The organism is Segatella copri, from assembly GCF_002224675.1.
Taxonomy (GTDB): domain Bacteria; phylum Bacteroidota; class Bacteroidia; order Bacteroidales; family Bacteroidaceae; genus Prevotella; species Prevotella copri_U.
In genome coordinates, this window is sequence record NZ_NMPZ01000013.1 from 1 (window position 1) to 17,243 (window position 17,243).

At 43.2% G+C, this 17,243-nt stretch carries 16 protein-coding genes, 3 tRNA genes and 1 rRNA gene; 8 read left to right on the forward strand and 12 right to left on the reverse strand.

What is annotated here, in order from left to right:
• Nucleotides 1-285 (reverse strand): 16S ribosomal RNA (locus CFT61_RS09100); the annotation flags it as partial.
• A 419-nt stretch (nt 286-704) separates the two neighbouring features.
• Nucleotides 705-989, reverse strand: a complete 285-nt coding sequence (locus CFT61_RS09105; RefSeq protein WP_089544131.1) for a hypothetical protein — start codon at nt 987-989, stop codon at nt 705-707.
• A gap of 246 nt (nt 990-1,235) precedes the next feature.
• Here CFT61_RS09105 and CFT61_RS09110 point away from each other — a divergent pair, with 246 nt between their 5' ends.
• The 4 genes from CFT61_RS09110 (at nt 1,236) to nrdG (ending at nt 6,728) form a co-directional block, all read left to right on the forward strand.
• A complete protein-coding gene (locus CFT61_RS09110) occupies nt 1,236-2,702 on the forward strand; it encodes an SLC13 family permease (protein ID WP_089544132.1) in 1,467 nt (488 codons plus the stop codon).
• A gap of 92 nt (nt 2,703-2,794) precedes the next feature.
• Nucleotides 2,795-3,634 (forward strand): type II pantothenate kinase, encoded by an 840-nt coding sequence (coaW, locus tag CFT61_RS09115; RefSeq protein WP_089544133.1) that lies wholly within the window; start codon nt 2,795-2,797, stop codon nt 3,632-3,634.
• Nucleotides 3,635-3,984: 350 nt separating this feature from the next.
• Entirely contained in the window at nt 3,985-6,207 is a 2,223-nt protein-coding gene (locus CFT61_RS09120; protein WP_089544134.1) for an anaerobic ribonucleoside triphosphate reductase, read from the forward strand.
• Nucleotides 6,208-6,212: 5 nt separating this feature from the next.
• Nucleotides 6,213-6,728, forward strand: a complete 516-nt coding sequence (gene nrdG, locus CFT61_RS09125) for an anaerobic ribonucleoside-triphosphate reductase activating protein (protein WP_089544135.1) — start codon at nt 6,213-6,215, stop codon at nt 6,726-6,728.
• Nucleotides 6,729-6,772: 44 nt separating this feature from the next.
• On the opposite strand, the gene CFT61_RS09130 is transcribed toward nrdG, so the two are convergent.
• Nucleotides 6,773-7,162, reverse strand: a complete 390-nt coding sequence (locus tag CFT61_RS09130; RefSeq protein ID WP_089544136.1) for a 2-amino-4-hydroxy-6-hydroxymethyldihydropteridine diphosphokinase — start codon at nt 7,160-7,162, stop codon at nt 6,773-6,775.
• 81 nt (nt 7,163-7,243) lie between these two features.
• Here CFT61_RS09130 and CFT61_RS09135 point away from each other — a divergent pair, with 81 nt between their 5' ends.
• From CFT61_RS09135 to cdd, 3 genes are all read left to right on the forward strand, one after another.
• The gene (locus CFT61_RS09135) at nt 7,244-8,167 is read left to right on the forward strand and encodes a glucosaminidase domain-containing protein (RefSeq protein WP_089544137.1); all 924 of its coding nucleotides are present in this window, start codon (nt 7,244-7,246) and stop codon (nt 8,165-8,167) included.
• A gap of 91 nt (nt 8,168-8,258) precedes the next feature.
• Nucleotides 8,259-9,548 carry a M64 family metallopeptidase gene (locus tag CFT61_RS09140; RefSeq protein WP_089544138.1) on the forward strand — a complete coding sequence of 430 codons (1,290 nt, stop codon included), beginning with the start codon at nt 8,259-8,261 and terminating at the stop codon, nt 9,546-9,548.
• Nucleotides 9,549-9,624: 76 nt separating this feature from the next.
• Nucleotides 9,625-10,107 carry a cytidine deaminase gene (gene cdd, locus CFT61_RS09145; protein ID WP_089544139.1) on the forward strand — a complete coding sequence of 161 codons (483 nt, stop codon included), beginning with the start codon at nt 9,625-9,627 and terminating at the stop codon, nt 10,105-10,107.
• A 100-nt stretch (nt 10,108-10,207) separates the two neighbouring features.
• Here cdd and CFT61_RS09150 read toward each other — a convergent pair whose 3' ends face one another.
• From CFT61_RS09150 to spt, 8 genes are all read right to left on the reverse strand, one after another.
• Entirely contained in the window at nt 10,208-11,461 is a 1,254-nt protein-coding gene (locus CFT61_RS09150; RefSeq protein ID WP_367379337.1) for a right-handed parallel beta-helix repeat-containing protein, read from the reverse strand.
• A 271-nt stretch (nt 11,462-11,732) separates the two neighbouring features.
• Nucleotides 11,733-12,425 carry an LrgB family protein gene (locus tag CFT61_RS09155; protein ID WP_089544141.1) on the reverse strand — a complete coding sequence of 231 codons (693 nt, stop codon included), beginning with the start codon at nt 12,423-12,425 and terminating at the stop codon, nt 11,733-11,735.
• The gene (locus tag CFT61_RS09160) at nt 12,422-12,781 is read right to left on the reverse strand and encodes a CidA/LrgA family protein (protein ID WP_089544142.1); all 360 of its coding nucleotides are present in this window, start codon (nt 12,779-12,781) and stop codon (nt 12,422-12,424) included. Before CFT61_RS09160 ends, CFT61_RS09155 begins: the two co-directional genes overlap by 4 nt.
• Before the next feature lie 58 nt (nt 12,782-12,839).
• The gene (locus tag CFT61_RS09165; protein ID WP_089544143.1) at nt 12,840-13,409 is read right to left on the reverse strand and encodes an AAA family ATPase; all 570 of its coding nucleotides are present in this window, start codon (nt 13,407-13,409) and stop codon (nt 12,840-12,842) included.
• A gap of 76 nt (nt 13,410-13,485) precedes the next feature.
• Nucleotides 13,486-13,559, reverse strand: a tRNA-Pro gene (locus CFT61_RS09170).
• Between the two features lie 39 nt (nt 13,560-13,598).
• Nucleotides 13,599-13,672: transfer RNA gene (locus tag CFT61_RS09175), tRNA-Pro, on the reverse strand.
• Nucleotides 13,673-13,707: 35 nt separating this feature from the next.
• Nucleotides 13,708-13,781, reverse strand: a tRNA-Pro gene (locus CFT61_RS09180).
• A gap of 231 nt (nt 13,782-14,012) precedes the next feature.
• Nucleotides 14,013-15,206 (reverse strand): serine palmitoyltransferase, encoded by a 1,194-nt coding sequence (gene spt / locus CFT61_RS09185; RefSeq protein ID WP_089544144.1) that lies wholly within the window; start codon nt 15,204-15,206, stop codon nt 14,013-14,015.
• 191 nt (nt 15,207-15,397) lie between these two features.
• On the opposite strand from spt, the gene CFT61_RS09190 reads away from it, so the two are divergent.
• The gene (locus CFT61_RS09190) at nt 15,398-16,438 is read left to right on the forward strand and encodes a diacylglycerol/lipid kinase family protein (protein WP_089544145.1); all 1,041 of its coding nucleotides are present in this window, start codon (nt 15,398-15,400) and stop codon (nt 16,436-16,438) included.
• A gap of 3 nt (nt 16,439-16,441) precedes the next feature.
• Here the strand turns inward: CFT61_RS09190 and CFT61_RS09195 are convergent, their stop codons facing one another.
• Nucleotides 16,442-17,137: a tRNA1(Val) (adenine(37)-N6)-methyltransferase gene (locus CFT61_RS09195; protein ID WP_089544146.1), complete on the reverse strand. Its 696-nt coding sequence runs from the start codon at nt 17,135-17,137 to the stop codon at nt 16,442-16,444.
• Between the last annotated feature and the right edge of the window lie 106 nt (nt 17,138-17,243).

Here is a 17,243-nt window from a genome sequence, read left to right on the forward strand (position 1 = left end):
AGCCTTGGTGGGCCGTTACCCCGCCAACAAGCTAATCAGACGCATCCCCATCCATCACCGATAAATCTTTAATCTCCTTCAGATGTCTTCTTGAGATATCATTGGGTATTAGTCTTACTTTCGCAAGGTTATCCCCAAGTGGTGGGCAGGTTGGATACGCGTTACTCACCCGTGCGCCGGTCGACGCCTAGAAAAAGCAAGCTTTCTCTATCGTTTCCCCTCGACTTGCATGTGTTAAGCCTGTAGCTAGCGTTCATCCTGAGCCAGGATCAAACTCTCCATTGTAAAATATCATTTTTACTTCGTCACTTCCGAAGAAGTAACTCGATGTTTGTTGTCTGTACTTAGGACGAATATCCTTTTCGTTTATTGAAGCTTAGTAAACCTGACTTGTCAATTACTTGACGGTTCGTTTCTTTTACCCAGTTTCTTCATACACCCTATATAATAAGGTGTAATCTAAAACCGCTTCTTGTACTACTTGTCTGTTTATGTAAAATCTTTCAAAGAACTCTTTCTTTATTTGCTTAGAGTAATACTTGATTTCTCAAAAGCGAGTGCAAAAGTACTAACTATTTTCCATTCCACCAAATTTTTCGAGAAGAAAATCGCCTTTTCTTTTGATTTTTAACAGTTATAAACATCTACAACTCATAAAAATCACTCTTCACCTTATTATATATATTCGTAAGCGTATAAACAAATCAAAGCAAGGTGACATGATTAGCTGCAATATCTACCAACTTTTTTCGTCTTGCCACACCTATAATATAATGTGCATCCTTAGAAGAACAATGAAAGTGCTTTTTCACCCCCTTTACAAGTTCGTCCTTCGTAATAGAACGCACTCCTGCGGGATATGCTCCGCGCACAGCCTTCTCAATATCTCCCATATTAAACTCATGATGACGCTTATGAAAGTAAGACGACACCATGACCGCAAACACAATCACCAAAACGATGATAAAAAATAATACTGACTGACTCATGATAATAAACTTTAATCGGTTAAAACGATAACTGCTATCGCTATTTTTCTGCAAATATAAGAAAAAAAACGTAAAGCAGTTCACTTTCTCCCGTTTTTTTGCAGAAAAAGGTTATTTTTTTATCGTTTTTCTCAATTATTTGTTGATAATCCAAAAATATTGTGTATTTTTGCAGCAAAGGAACGCCATTTACATATGACACTTCCCCACTAACAATAAAAGTATAACCATAAAAACATAGAGAAAATGCAAGAAACTGTAAAGAAAGTATTGACAGGTGACTTCAATCGAAAGAAGGCTCTGATGTTTCTCATCACAGCCTTAGCCACAATTCTGGTATGGAACTTACCCATCGACAGCTTTGGAATCGAGGGTCTCACAGTTGTACAACAACGTGTAATCGCCATATTCGTAATGGCAGTGATGCTATGGCTCACAGAAGCAATTCCAGCTTGGGCCACCTCAGTAGTTATCATTTTTGTACTGCTATTCTTCGTCTCCGATTCGGCTTTTGCCGTTATGCAAGGCTCAGAGGGCGAGTACGGCAAGCTATTGGACTACCAAGGTGTAATGGCATGTTTCGCCGATCCAACAATCATACTCTTCCTGGGAGGTTTCGTACTAGCCATCGCAGCTACCAAAAGCGGTCTTGACGTACTGATGGCAAAAACATTGATTGCCCCATTCGGCAAGCGCTCGGAAAACGTACTATTGGGGTTTATGCTCATCACCGGTATTTTCTCCATGTTTATCTCCAACACGGCCACAGCTGCAATGATGCTTACCTTCCTAACCCCAGTATTCAAGTCGCTCCCTGCTAACGGAAAAGGAAGAGTAGCGCTGACTATGGCCATTCCTATCGGAGCTAACCTCGGTGGTATGGGAACCCCTATCGGAACTCCTCCTAATGCTTTTGCCTACAAGGTTCTCAATGACCCCGCAGGCTTGAACCTCGGAATAGGTTTTGGAGAATGGATGGCAATTATGGCTCCGATGGTTATCATCATGCTTTTCTGCGCATGGTTTATCATCCGCAAGATGTTCCCATTCTCACAAAAGACTATAGAATTAAAAATCGACGGCAATATAAGTCACAATTGGCGTACAATAGTTGTAGGTGCCACATTCTTCCTTACCATCCTTCTTTGGGTATGTGGCAAGCAACTTGGTGTCAATGCCAACACTGTGGCTATGCTTCCAATTGCCGTTTTTGCCTTTACCGGCGTGGTAACAGCCAGCGACCTGAAAGATATAGATTGGGCCGTCATCTGGATGGTTGCCGGTGGTTTTGCTCTCGGTCTCGCCATGAATGGAACCGGCTTAGCAGAAAATGCAGTAAACAGCATCCCATTCGCAGAGTTTAACCCATTAGTAATTATGGTGATCTCTGGATTAGTTTGCTTCATACTAAGTAATTTTATCTCAAATACAGCAACTGCCGCCCTGCTCATTCCAATCCTTACCGTAGTATGTTCAGGAATGGGCGACAAGTTGACTTCTATAGGAGGGACCCAAACTATCCTCATAGGCGTAGCAGTAGCAGCCTCTTGCGCTATGTCGCTTCCAATCTCTACTCCACCAAATGCCATTGCCTACTCCACCGGTCTTATCCAACAGACTGACATGGTGAAAGCAGGTCTTACCGTGGGCGTACTAAGTATGGTAATCGGCTATGCTGTACTCATCACATTCTGCCGTCTTGGCTTTATGTAAAAAAGAAATTTTAAGAAGTATTAAATATTGGCACTGCAAAATAAACTCGTTTTTATTTTGCAGTGTCTTCTTTTTACCGTAACTTTGCACCCATGAAAAAGATAGTTATTGGAATAGATGTCGGCATTTCTACTACAAAGATAGTAGGAATAGACGAGAGCGGGATGGTTATCAGCCCTATTCGCATCAAGGCCACCGACCCTATCACCTCCTTATATGGAGCTTTTGGAAAATATTTACACGACAACAAAATTAGCCTCGACGAGGTAGAACAAGTTATGCTCACCGGTGTAGGTTCTGCTTACATTGATGAACGAATCTATGGTCTGCCTACATCGAAGAGCGAAGAGTTTGTTGCCGATGGACTCGGTGCACGATACGAAAGCAAGCTTGAGCGTATGATTGTGGTAAGTATGGGCACAGGAACCTCCCTCGTAAAGTGCGACGGCAAAGAGATCAAACACATCGGCGGCATTGGTATTGGTGGAGGAACACTAGCAGGCCTGAGCCGAATTATGCTCAAGACCGATGATATCAAGCAGATTGTAAACCTGGCAAAAAACGGTGATGTATCAAAAATCAATCTGCTAATAGGAGACATCAGTGCAAAACCTCTACCTGGACTTCCTATGAATGCAACAGCATCGCTCTTCAGTAATGCCAAAGCCAACGCCTCCCGTGAAGACATAGCAATGGGGCTTATATGGATGGTATTACAGAGCATCGGCTCAGCAACCATACTCTCCTCCCTAGAATCAGGCATCAAAGATTTTGTAATGATAGGCAACCTGACACTTTTACCACAATGCAGAGAAGTATTCCCTGCTATGGAAAAACTCTATGGTGTAAGATTCAGAATCCCTAAATATTCAGAATTCTGCACTGCCATAGGTGCTGCACTAGACTATAAAAACAAGACCGAATTATCTTAAAAGCAGGGTCAAACCATACCTTCATATCAAGAAGGAGCAAGTTACAAAACGGCGCACAACACCACAACACCAAGCTACATAAAAGGCACAACACCACAATGCGCTGAAACTGAACAGATTAATCATTTTGGGAAACCGCTCTTAGAACAAGTTTCCCAAAACGATTTTTCAAACATCTGATACTCAGCGACTTAATATTTTTTAACACAAGAAAAGTTATCCAAAACGTACAACTTTCATTTTAAATTCTTATCTTTGCATTGTCGAAAAGATGGTATTTATAGCCACCTTCAAGTATAAAGACTTAGTATCAAGCAATTTAAATATCAATTATAAAAGTAACACAAGAAATGATTCAAACTGTAGTTAAACGTGACGGACGCATCGTTGGTTTCAACGAGCAAAAAATCATGGCTGCCATACGCAAAGCCATGTTACATACCGATAAGGGGGAAGACTCCTCTTTAATAGAGCAAATCACTGACCACATCGCATATCGCGGCAAGAGCCAGATGAGCGTAGAAGCCATCCAGGATGCCATCGAGCTGGAACTTATGAAGAGTGCCCGCAAAGATGTTGCTCAGAAATATATTGCCTATCGTAACCAGAGAAACATTGCCAGAAAAGCTAAGACCCGTGACGTATTCATGAGTATTGTCAATGCAAAGAACAATGACATCACCCGTGAAAACGCCAATATGAATGCTGACACTCCAGCTGGCATGATGATGAAATTTGCTTCAGAAACCACAAAACCATTCGTTGACGATTATCTCCTTTCCCAGGAGGTACGCGACGCCGTTACACATAACTACATCCACATCCACGATAAAGACTATTATCCAACCAAGAGTTTGACTTGTGTTCAGCACCCATTGGACGTAATTCTCAAGCATGGATTCACTGCAGGCCATGGCTCTAGCCGTCCTGCTAAGCGAATCGAAACTGCAGCCGTATTAGCATGTATCTCTCTAGAGACTTGCCAGAACGAGATGCATGGAGGTCAGGCAATTCCTGCCTTCGACTTCTACCTGGCCCCATACGTACGTATGTCTTACCAGGAAGAGGTGAAAAATCTGGAAAAACTAACAGGAGAAGATCTCAGCGACCTCTACAATATTGATATTGACGACTATTTAGTGAAAGACCTGACAGGCTTGGAAGGTAAAGAGCGCCTGGAGCAGCATGCCATCAACAAGACCGTAAACAGAGTACATCAGGCAATGGAGGCATTCATTCACAATATGAACACAATCCACTCTCGTGGCGGTAATCAGGTTGTATTTTCTTCTATCAATTATGGTACAGATACAAGTGCTGAAGGTCGTTGTATTATGCGAGAGATTCTGCTCAGTACATACGAAGGTGTAGGAAATGGAGAAACAGCTATCTTCCCTATCCAGATTTGGAAGAAGAAGCGTGGCGTTAACTACCTGAAGGAGGATCGAAACTATGACCTCTATCAGTTGGCTTGCAAGGTAACCGCCCGTCGTTTCTTCCCTAACTTCCTGAATCTCGATGCCACATTCAACCAGAATGAGAAATGGCGCGCTGATGATCCAGAGCGTTACAAGTGGGAAATCGCTACTATGGGTTGCCGTACCCGTGTATTCGAAGACCGTTGGGGCGAGAAGACCAGTATTGCACGTGGAAATTTGAGCTTTTCAACTATCAATATCGTGAAGCTTGCCATCGAATGTATGGGCATTGAGAACAAGCAACAGCGTATTGATATGTTCTTTGCAAAACTGGACAACATCCTCGACATTACCGCCAAGCAACTCGATGAGCGCTTCCAGTTCCAGAAAACTGCGATGGCAAAACAGTTCCCATTGTTGATGAAATATCTTTGGGTAGGAGCAGAAGACTTGAAGCCAGAAGAAACAATCGAGAGCGTTATCAATCATGGAACACTGGGTATTGGTTTCATCGGGCTTGCAGAATGCCTCGTAGCACTCATCGGTCACCACCATGGTGAAAGTGAAGAAGCACAGAATTTAGGCTTGAAGATTATTACTTATATGCGTGATCGAGCTAACGAGTTCAGCGATCAGTACCACCACAACTACTCCATCCTGGCTACGCCAGCAGAAGGCTTGAGCGGTAAGTTTACCAAAAAGGACCGCAAGCAGTTTGGCATTATTCCTGGAGTTACCGATCGTGACTACTATACCAATAGTAACCACGTACCAGTTTACTATAAGTGTACGGCCCTCAAAAAAGCAAAGATTGAGGCACCATATCACAATTTAACCCGTGGTGGTCACATCTTCTATGTAGAAATTGATGGTGATGCTACTCACAATCCAGCAGTCATCTCAAGCGTAGTAGATATGATGGACAAATACAATATGGGCTATGGTTCAGTAAACCACAATCGCAACCGCTGTCTCGACTGCGGATACGAGAATGCGGATGCCAACCTTGAAGTATGTCCAAAATGCGGTAGCCATCACATAGATAAGCTACAGCGCATCACAGGTTATTTGGTGGGAACAACCGACCGTTGGAACAGCGGTAAACTTGCAGAGCTTCACGATCGTGTCACCCACATTGACACCCCACAAAAATAAGATAAATGATTAGTATTTTAAGTATAGTGCATGACACAATGGTAGATGGTCCGGGATTCCGGACCTCTATCTATTGTGCCGGCTGTCCTAACCATTGTGCCGGCTGCCATAATCCTCAATCTTGGGACATCAATCATGGCATAATGACCTCAACAGAGGACATTATGAAAGAAATACTAGAGGACCCTTTCGCCAACGTTACCTTCTCTGGAGGTGATCCAATGTATCAGGCAGATGGTTTTGCCGAGCTGGCTCGCGCCATTCGGACAGAAAGTGATAAAGACATCTGGTGTTTCACTGGTTATAGATACGAGAACCTACTGAAGAATCCAAAACAACTGGAATTGTTGAAGTTAATAGATGTATTGGTAGATGGCCCATTCATAAAAGACCTCCGAGACGAAGATCTTTTCTTCCGTGGCAGCAGCAACCAGCGTCTTATCAACGTACAAAAATCCCTGGCTCTAGGCGAAGTAGTAGAACTTCACCTCACTAAGGACAATCCGAATCCTGAGCTTTAAAATTTTAAAGCCCGGGATAGGATATTACTTTTTGAACTATATATTCAATCTATAGATACACCCAATTGTTGGAGTAGATTTTTCACATAACCTCTGTTCCAATCCGTTTCATGCAGGCGTTCTGAATCAAAAAGCAGCAAATCAATATCTACAGCAATAATCCCCTTTCTACTTTCAGCAACCCTCCTTCCGCATTTACGCTCTATGTTTTTGATTGCCAATAAGGTTCGTTCCATATTGACATTAGTATAGCCAACTCCTAGAGTATTTAGGAATTTATCTGATGACAACCCGATAGGCTCCGTCCAAAGCGAAGTACCAAAAGTCATATCTTCGAAAGTAGCCTCAAGCCATTTCTTTGCTTTCAGAATATGAGCCTCCTGATCAACATTAGAACCCAACGCTATCACTATTTTTACTCGTTTACTTTTCATATTTTTATAATTTCAGTGCAAAGTTAGTAAAAATTCTTAAATTAAGTATCGCTTATCCGTTTTTTTTGTTATTTTTGCACTATGAATAGAATAAAAACGTATATAATAGGTATTCTTTTACTCATCTGTACTCCATCTCAAGCACAGATGAAATGGAATCAGACCTATCAGACATATATCAATCAGTATAAGGACCTCGCCATCGAGCAGATGCTTCGCTATCGTATACCAGCCAGTATCACCTTGGCACAGGGACTCTTTGAGAGTGCAGCAGGCAAGAGTGTACTTGTCTTACAAGGTAACAACCATTTTGGCATCAAATGCCACAACTGGGCTGGTCCAACCCAATACCACGATGACGATGCCAGAGGCGAATGTTTCCGAGTATATCAAGATGCCAGAGATAGCTATGAGGATCATAGCAAATTTCTGGCCAGGCAACCACGCTATGCCCGCCTGTTTGAACTTAACCAGCGCGATTACAAAGGCTGGGCTAGAGGTTTGAAACAATGCGGATATGCGACAAATCCACAATATGCCAATAAACTGATACAAATCATTGAACTCTATAAACTTTTCGATTATGACAAAGCAAAGCGATATGATCGATTTATGGCAACACATAGCGGCACAGACCAACCCGTCAATGCGCAAGGCATATTACACCCTATCCAGAAGTTCAATGACAACTATTACCTGATAGCCAGAGAAGGTGACACCTTCAAGACACTGGGCAAGGAAGTAGAAATCAGCTGGCGTAAACTTGCAAGATATAACGAGCGCGACAAACATACGGTATTGCACAAGGGGGATATTATCTACTTGAAGAAGAAGCGCAAGAAGGCTCCAAAGCAGTACAAGAAACGTCCTCATATCGTGCAACCGGGAGAAAGTATGTACACCATCTCACAAAGATACGGAATCCGCATCAAGTACCTCTACAAGATGAACAAGCTCGATCCTAGCTACCAGGTCAAGGTTGGAGACAGACTGCGAGTGAGATAATCACTCGCAGTATAAAAACTCATTCATCGCCCCCAAAAGGCTATCATTACCATACTATATAAATAGAAAACAAAAAAATACAAGATAAGAAATGAAAAAGAACATTTTATCTCTAGCAGCTCTGGCAATAATGATGTTGCCAAGTGACATGCAAGCACAGAATTTCGACGACTATTTCGTTGACAAGACTTTGAGAATAGACTATACTTTTGCCGGCAACAAAACCCAGCAGATGATAGCTGTAGATGAGCTAAACGTAATGCCTCGATGGTATGGAAAGAAACAGCGACTCAGTGAGCTACCAGTAGAAGGCAATGGTCAGATTATAGTTAAAGATCATCGCACAGGTAAGGTTATTTATCGTAACTCATTCTCTACCCTGTTTCAGGAATGGCTCTCAGAGCCAGAGTCTGCCGGCAACACCAAGAGTTTCGAGAATGTATTCCTCGTACCGATGCCTAAGGACACTATTGATGTGACACTCGACTTGCGCAACAACCGTCGTGAGATCATGACCTCTCTCACTCACCAAGTTGCACCAAGCGACATTCTGATTCACCACAAGGGCGAAAAGCCAACGCCATACGAGACCTTGCAGCAAGCAGCTGATACTACCCGCTGCATCCACATCGCCTACGTAGCTGAAGGTTATACGGAAGAGGAAATGCCAATATTCCTTCAGGATGCAAAAGAAGCAAACGAAGCCATTTTTAATCACGAACCTTTCAAGAGTATGAGAGACAGGTTCAATGTAGTTGCAGTAAAATCAGCATCTCTTGAAAGTGGCACAAGCGAACCTGGCAAGGGTATATGGAAGAAAACTGCTTTAAGTTCACATTTTGACACATTCTATAGTGAGAGATACCTCACCACACTTCATCTCAAAGACCTGCACGACTGTCTGGCTGGCACCCCATACGAACATATCATCGTATTGGTTAATTCTACAAGATATGGTGGAGGCGGAATTCTCAATTCCTACAATCTCACCACCTGCCACCAGAAATGGTTTAAGCCTGTTGTAGTGCATGAATTCGGTCATTCTTTTGCCGGACTTGCTGACGAATATGCCTATGAGAGCGAGCAGGTACCGATGTATCCTCATGATGTTGAGCCATGGGAAAAAAATATCACCACATTGGCAAACTTTCACGGAAAATGGGAAGATATGATCAAGAAGGGTACAAAGATTCCTACCCCACTTTCTAAAAAGGCGAAAGAGGCAGTAAGCAAAGTTGGTGTTTTTGAAGGTGCAGGCTATAGTCCAAAGGGAGTGTATCGCGGTGTACAAGATTGCCGTATGCGCATCAACGAGACACCAGAGTTCTGCATAGTATGCAAGAAAGCTCTACAAGACATCATCGACTTTTACACCAAATAGATAGAGAGGAATCAGGAGCCCCAAGCTCCCATTATCCAAGAACAATAATAATTAATGAAATAAACACCAATCGCTTATGAAAGAGCAATCCTTAAACATCCAGTATCAGGTAGCTCAGTTAGATGAACTGAGCGACATTGAGCAGCAATTGGTAAAGAAAGCCATGGAGGCCACCAATAATTCTTATGCCAACTACAGCCACTTTCATGTAGGTGCAGCCTGCCTGTTGGCTGATGGCAGAATCGTAATTGGAGCCAATCAGGAAAATGCAGCCTTTCCATCCGGTCTCTGCGCTGAACGCAGTGCCATCTTCGGAGCCCAAAGCAACTATCCAGAGCAAGCTATCACGACTCTGGCCATAGCTGCCCGCAACGAGAATGGCTTCCTCAAAAGCCCGATCTCCCCATGTGGCGCATGCAGGCAGGTAATACTAGAGATGGAAGACCGATATCAGCAACCCGTTCGTATCTTGCTTTACGGAGAAAACTGCACCTATTGCTTTCACAGCATTAAGGACTTGCTTCCATTCTCATTCGTAGATGCCAATATGAAAGAATAAGATTTTGGATTATTTCTTCAGATTAGTATTCATACAAACATATAAAAAGGCACGAATCCCCCAGGAATTCGTGCCTTTTATGTTATTTTTCTGTTTTATGTTATTCATCAAACTCATAACAGCCCGCATCCGGTTTATCATCACGAAGAACGCCCCGTCGGTCAGTAGGAAATGAAGTAGCAGCATCAGCCACTCCTATGGCAGCCGATTCCTTGCGAAGCCTGAAATCATACTTCAAATTATCCGTATCAAATAATCGGAAATGTTTCTCCCCAAACTGAGTCGTATCCTTTAAGTTCTCATATATGGTATTCGTAAATTTCAAACTATCTTCAGTATTCATCTTTTCAGTACGAAGTACACAATGATCGAAGCAGAAATTACATTCTTCATCGTTCTTCGGTGAAGTCCATACCACCTCATCATCATGGTATCCTGTAACTATAGAATTCATGACCTTGAAATTGAGAATCGGAGGAATAATTCCTATAGCTGTGGCACGACGCCCATCAAAAGGATAGAACTGAGCTATGGTACATCCGTTCACTTCCACATCACCACCCTTTACAAAAAGCGTATGATTCAAGGTGTTGGATAACTGACAATTATACAACTGCACCTTAGCCGAATCAACGGCAAGACCATACCCCTGGCAATTATGAATGGTAGAATGCCGTAAAAGAAGCTTCTGACGAGTGACATCCGAACAAGGTTCTACCCTAATACCGTGATAAGCACTGTGGATGTCAGCATAGCTGATGACATTATCCGATGAAGAAGGCATGAAATGAACACCCTGCCACCGACCAGGCGTCCGATCATAAGGAAGATAGTCGAACATATGATCCATACGATCTCCCCGCATCACCACCTCATTATCTTTCTCTCCCAAGATACGCAACGAACCATAAACATCAAGTCCGGCATTCTCATGAAAATAGAAATGCGTACCAGGCCCAACAGATAGCGTTACGAGACTATCAACAACCATTCCGCCATACACAACAACAGGGCGGTTGCACTGAATCGTAGTATCTTTCCCGATTCGAAGGTTTTTGCATAAAACAGCATCCCAGGAGTAAGCTTTTAAGTTTACTTTCTGCTGCACCCCACTTTCCAATGTAAAGAGCAGATTATCCTCCACCAACTGAGGTGAATTCTGATATTGCTGATGCGAAGTAAGTTCTACGAAAACACGAACACTATCGCCCTTTCTCACCTCTATATCCTGAGTCTGATAGCCGGCAGTCGATCCTAGGAACGAGCCATCCACATTTACCCGAAATCCCGTTTGGTTACCATTTTCCAGTCTGACAGTAGAACAACGCAGCGACTTTCCCGAACGATTATACACCCAAAAACTTCGAGTAGGTGTAGGCACATTCGAGAATGTAGTATCCAGGCTTACTGTATCTGCAGAAAACGCAAGCAAGTGAGAACGTGACGAAGAAAAGCTCTCCTCATCAGCACAACCAGCCATCGCAACAGAAGCCATACAAGCGATAATGATATTATAAAAAAATCCCTTTTTCCGTTTCATATTTATAGAACGGAAAAAGGGATTAAATATTGTATTACTCTAACCATTCTCAGGTTAGCAGTTTTCCAAGAAAACCAATATCCTGCTACATAAACATAGCAAAGATAGAAGAACCTATTACGGTCATCACACCACAAACCACGATGGACAAGCTACTCATTGCACCTTCAATAGTACCCATCTCCATAGCTTTAGCCGTACCCAAGGCGTGAGCAGAACAACCGATGGCAATACCCTTGGCAATAGGTTCCTTGATACAAAGCAGCTTGAGAAACTTCTCTGCAAAGATATTGCCTATCACACCTGTAATGATGATTACGACAACCGTTACAGAAACATGACCACCCAATTCCTCAGAAACACCAATACCGATGGCTGTGGTGATGGATTTTGGCAAGAATGTAACATAGGCTGCATGGTCGAAGTGGAACACCAAAGCCAGAAGAAGTACAGAGCAGAGACTTGCCAAGACACCCGACAAGATACCAATGAGCACAGCACGGTAATTCTTCTTCAGCAATTCTACCTGCTGATAAAGCGGAACTGCCAGACAGATGGTAGCCGGGGTAAGCAGATAACTAATGATATTGGCACCCGCATTGTAAGTCTTATAATCAACTCCCGTAATCAGCAAGGTACAAATAACCAAAATGATGGAAATCAGCAACGGATTCATCAAAGACCATCCTGTTTTAATCTTCAAAAGCAATCCGATGGCGTAAGCAGCCAAACTGATCAGAACACCAAAAAAGACAGAATCCTGAAACAAGGAAATCATTTTTTTGCCTCCTTTCCTCTTTTGATAACAAACTGAGTGAACCATCCAGAAACAGCCATCACCACAAAAGTACTGACAACAGTCACAACAATATACTGCAACCATGCACTGGCAATAGAATGCCATGAGTCGATGAGTCCCACAGCTGCCGGAATAAACATCACTGGCATTACGGCAATGAGGAAACTGCTGGTTTCCCTTATATGTTTCACCTTGATAACCTTAAGTTCCAATGCCGCAAACAACAAGACAATACCATAAATACTGGCAGGTATCGGCAACGGCAACAGATAATGGAGCAATTCTCCTGCGAAAGAGAACGCTATGATAATTAAAAACTGAATTAAAAGTTTCATCCTAAATACAAATTACTTTAAATATTAAGTAAGCATCATTATTACCAATAAGCCAAACTTACAAAACTGCTTCCGCATAAGAAACAATCGCTTGTGCCGTTTTCTCCACACCTAAGCGAACCGTATCCAGACAAACGTCATAATCGTTGGCATTTCCCCAAGTCAACCCCGTATAGTAACTATGATAAGCCACACGGCAATCATCTACATGTTCCACAAACTCAGTCGCCTCAGCATAAGAAAGCTTCTGCTCCTCCTTGATCTCCGCAATACGAGCCTTTACATCACCCTTGAGGAACACCGACACCAAGTCTTTGCGTTCACGGAAGATGTAATTGCCACAACGCCCGATAACGACACAATTCTCCTGTCCTATCATATCAGCCAAGACACGAAGAGGTTTTTCTGTGAGTAATCTTTGATTCTCACCCAGGGAAGACATTGAAAAGAGCAGTTCGTCAGCAGGATCTTCATCGAAGAAAGCTTCCATTTCATCCAAGACTCCACGCTCTTCCGCCATTTCCATCAAATTCTTACGGGTATAAAACGGAATACCATAATGTTCTGCAAGCAATCTGCCTACCCGAACAGCACCACATCCACATTGGCGCGCAATCGTAATAATCATGATAGTATAAATTTTAAATTTAACGTATATAAAGCAAGAAAGCTAAGAAGATTTGATTCTTCTTAGCTTTCTAAAGTCGGGGCGACAGGATTCGAACCTGCGACCACCTGTTCCCAAAACAGGAGCGCTACCGGGCTGCGCTACACCCCGTTTTACTAGAGCAATTTACTTTCAGAAAGACTTGATAAGTCGGGGCGACAGGATTCGAACCTGCGACCACCTGTTCCCAAAACAGGAGCGCTACCGGGCTGCGCTACACCCCGCTTATACTAGAGTAGTTACCATCAGAGACTTGAAGTCGGGGCGACAGGATTCGAACCTGCGACCACCTGTTCCCAAAACAGGAGCGCTACCGGGCTGCGCTACACCCCGCTTTCTTCTCACAATGAAATTACTTCTTTGCTGTAAGCATCATTTCTGAATTGCGGGTGCAAAGGTACAACATTTTTCTTATTCCACCAAATTTTTCAGCAACTTTTTTTGTAAAAATATGCATTTATTCAGTTTTTTCCTAAAAAAAGGGCAACTTCCGAAGAAATTGCCCCTTTATACCTTATTATATATGACGATTGATGAATTTTCAGCAACCGCATTGTTTTGCTATTACGCCTTGATGATGCCTTCCTCTACGAAAATCTTCTTCAAAATCTCAACAGCCTTCTCTACCTGCTCTCTTGTATGAGTAGCCATAAGAGCAAAACGCACCAATGTGTCCTGAGGAGCACATGCTGGTGGGATAACAGGATTGATGAACACACCTGCATCATAAGCCAGCTTGGTAACAACGAATGTCTTCTCTGCATCACGAACGTAGAGAGGAATGATAGGACTCTCAGTCTCACCAATCTCGAAACCCTCCTCACGGAAACGCTTCAAAGCATAGTTGGTAACATCCCAAAGATTCTCAAAACGCTCTGGCTCATTCTGAATGATGTGGAGTGCCTCAAGCGCTGCTGCTGTAGCTGCTGGAGTATTAGATGCACTGAAGATGTAAGTACGGCAGTTGTGACGGAGGAAATTGATGGTATCCTTATCTGATGCGATGAAACCACCGATAGATGCCAGACTCTTAGAGAAGGTACCCATGATGAGATCTACCTCATCGGTCAGACCGAAATGATCGCAGACACCACGTCCCTGCTTACCAAACACGCCAAGACCATGAGCCTCATCTACCATGATAGAGCAGTTGTACTTATGCTTCAGCTTCACGATCTCTGGCAAATTAGCCAAATCGCCCTCCATAGAGAACACGCCATCCACAACGATGAGCTTGACTGCATCCTCAGGAAGCTTAGAGAGCACGCGCTCCAAATCTTCCATATCGTTGTGCTTGTAGTGAAGCTGGGTAGCGAATGAAAGACGACGGCCATCTACGATACTGGCGTGGTCACGATCGTCACAGATGATATAGTCGTTACGACCTACAACACATGCCAACACACCCTGATTTACAGAGAAACCAGTAGAGAAGCACAATGTCTCATCCTTGCCCATAAACTCAGCAAGCTCTTTTTCGAGCTGCACATGCAAATCGAGTGTACCATTGAGGAAGCGGCTACCAGCACAGCCTGAGCCGTACTTGTCAAGAGCAGCCTTAGCTGCATCGATAACACGCTGATCATTTGTCAAACCCTGGTAAGCATTAGAACCGAACATCAGGATCTTGTGACCGTCGATGTCAGTTACCTCTGTCATCTGCTTACTTGTAATCTCACGGAAGTATGGATACACACCGGCTTCCATATACTTCTGAGGTACACGATAATTCTTGTATCTTTCTTGTAATTGTCCCATTATAATAGGTGTACTTTATTTCTATTTTAATTTATTTTCTAGTTTCAGGCTGCAAAGATACAAAAAAAGATTAATAAAACCGCTTTTTTCCTAAGAAAGTTTACTTTTATGCTTTTTTTAGTAGATATTTCTTGCCATTTTAGGGATTTTTATTACTTTTGCAATTTAAAAAACAATTTCTTGACTAAGATATGAAAAAAAAGATAGTTTTCATCATGAACCCGATTTCTGGAACCAGCAGCAAAGCAGCGGTTCCCAGTTTGATAGATTCTACTTTGGACAAGGAGCAGTTCGAGTACGAGATAAAAATGACTGAAAGACCAGGACACGCCTCAGAACTGGCAGCCGAAGCCAGAGACAACCATGCAGACATTGTGGTTGCTGTAGGTGGCGATGGTACCGTGAACGAGGTGGCCCGTTCCCTCGTCCATTCCGACTCAGCATTAGGTATTCTGCCTTGCGGCTCAGGAAACGGCCTGGCGCGCCACCTGCTGTTGCCAATGAACCTAAAGAAAAGCATTGAGCTCATCAACGCATGCAAAATACACGACCTTGACTACGGAGTCATCAACGAATACCCATTCTTCTGCACTTGCGGAATGGGCTTCGACGCCTTTGTCAGCATGAAGTTTGCAGAAAGCGGAAAGCGTGGGCCGATCAGCTATGCAGAAAACATTCTGAGAGAAGGCTTGAAATATGAGCCAGAAACATATACTCTGGAAGATGAGACTGGAACAAAACAATATAAAGCGTTTCTCATCTCATGTGCCAACGCTTCCCAATACGGCAACAACGCCTATATTGCCCCACAGGCATCTATGAGCGATGGATTGATGGATGTGGTCATCATGGAACCGTTTGATGTCATCGAAGCTTCACAGGTTAGTTTCGACATGTTCAACAAGACCCTCGACAAGAACTCGAAGATCAAGTCTTTCCGGTGCAAGAAGCTCCACATCACCCGCAGCAAGCCGGGTGTCATCCATTATGACGGCGACCCAGTGATGACTGGCGCCGACATAGATGTGCACATGGAAGAAAAAGGCATCAAGATGATTGTAAATCCGTTTGCAGACAAGAGTGTACGCAAGCCGAACATCATTCAATCAGCCTTTGCCGATTTCTTCAATGACATAAATATAGTGCGCGATGACATTCACAAAGACATCCAGCGCCAAAGCAAGCGAGTAGGAGCCATCAGCAAGCTCGTACAGAGAAAGCTGAATCTCTAGCCCCTACCTGATATAAAATTCTTCTGTAATTTTCGCATACCATTCTGACCGGTTCCCCTCGGAATCGGTCATTGTTTTTATAGTATTTTCCATACCATTATACCGATGCTTTGCAAACGACAGAAGATAGCGTTTAGGCTGTTTGCGCTCCACTGTCTTAACGCCACACTGCCTGACAAGATAAAATCCTAGCATACAAGCTTCCGACACAACCACCTCAAGAACCTCAGAAGGAACTATCACTGAAAAAACTCCATCATCACTCAGCAGCATTTTTGCTCCCCTGAAAAGATCTCTGAAAGGTAAGCTATCCGTATGGCGGGCCATCGTACGTTTACTGTCTGGATTTTTTAGGCTATTCAAGAAAAAAGGAGGATTGCTTACGATTGCATCAAAAGACTCCGCAGAATGATAGTCCTGCAATCGGCAGCACTCTATTTCGACACGATCGGCAAAAGGACTTGCAGCCACATTCTCAGCAGCCTCCTCACAAGCCTCTCCGTCCATATCAATACCCAGCACCTGCGCCTCAGGGAAGCGCTGCGCCATCATCAGCGAAATGAGTCCGGTACCCGACCCGACATCCAAAATGCGTTTACCGCCAGGTGCCCATGCCCCCAGCAACACACCATCCGTTCCCACTTTCATGGCGCAACGATCCTGATGAATCTCAAATTGTTTGAATTTAAATCCTGTCATAGTTTTACTTTTAAAATAGTAACGCAAAAATCAGCATTTTATTACAGTCTTCTTGCTTATATTAATAATAATATCTAATAAAGAGGTGATTTTCGGAAAAAACGAT